The 1252-nt window shown below is 44.8% G+C and carries 1 protein-coding gene; it reads left to right on the top strand.

Annotation, left to right across the window (positions count from 1 at the left end; translation table 11 throughout):
- Positions 1-596 precede the first annotated feature (596 nt).
- Entirely contained in the window at positions 597-1130 is a 534-nt protein-coding gene (locus J7438_RS25605; protein ID WP_209278865.1) for a sigma factor-like helix-turn-helix DNA-binding protein, read from the top strand.
- Positions 1131-1252: the final 122 nt, after the last annotated feature.

Genomic DNA, 1252 nt, shown 5'->3' with positions numbered 1-1252 from the left:
ACAGACACTTGCGGATCTAAAACATTCAACAATATCCATCGCTGTTGAAAACAATCCAAATATTCTCATTAGTAACACTCCAAATTATGTTATCAATAGTGCTACTTAATTCAATGTACGGCTAACACAGCATTCCAGGTGACGCCTTCGGCGCACCTGAATGCGGCGTTAAACGTCACAAGCAAAATCATCGTAAACCTCAAGAAGATATAGATGTTAAACAAAAGTATCGTTAACCCAGGCTTTCATAAGCAATTTAACTTACAACGATTTGCTCCACGAGAGCAGCGAATTTTGAAGCAGTTCGCCAAAGATTGGTACCTAACATCGTCTGGGGAAGAAATACGTGCAGCCCAGTCGACATATAATTACTTTTTAATGAAGCCAACTTCCACTTTCTCAGAAATGTTCAATCTAGTGGGTATTCCGGAAGCATTCGGCCACCCATTCCGGTAACATCCGGCCACTGATTCCGGAAACATTCGGCCACCTATTCCGGTAACATCCGGCCACCCTTTTCCAGCCAGCGGCGCAGTCTATTTCAATAACCGTTACCCTCGTTCTTGAGACCCTTTCAAGGATGACGGGATTGCATCATGAAGAGACTGCCCATGCGCAAAATTCGTGAAGTTTTCAGGCTCAAATTTGAGCACAACCTCAGTGAACGAAAGATCGCCCAAAGCTGCAATATCTCCCGCTCAACCGTTAAAGATTATCTGGCCCGGCTTTCGGTTTCTGAACTGACCTGGCCACTGCCTGACTCCATTGATGAGCATACGCTGGAGCAGCAATTGTTCCCCGTCAAACCATCATCAGGCAGGAACAAGCAGGCTCAGCCTGACTGGAGTCAAATTCATCAGGAACTGCGGCATCCCGGTATGACCCTGATGCGACTTTGGCAGGAGTACAAAGCCTGTCATCCGGATGGTTATCAGTACAGCTGGTTCAGTGACCAATATCGCTCATGGAAGAACCAGGTGGATGTGGTCATGCGGCAAAACCATATAGCCGGAGATAAGCTCTTTATTGACTATGCAGGTCAAACGATGCCTGTCGTTGACCAGTACACCGGTGAAGTACGACAAGCACAGATTTTTGTCGCTACACTGGGAGCTTCCAACAGGAAATAAAAAGGACACCCACTTTTTAAAAAGTGAAGAGAGTACGTCATTTATTCATTTTTTAAATGATAGTATTGATCATTGTAAGAATTTCTCATTCATACCAAACAGGAAGCGTATAAAAAGCACTC

It is taken from the genome of Thalassotalea sp. G20_0, from assembly GCF_017744175.1.
GTDB lineage: Bacteria > Pseudomonadota > Gammaproteobacteria > Pseudomonadales > Endozoicomonadaceae > Endozoicomonas.
The sequence above is the reverse complement of the archived record's forward strand: the minus strand, read 5'-3'. Positions and strand labels throughout refer to the sequence as shown.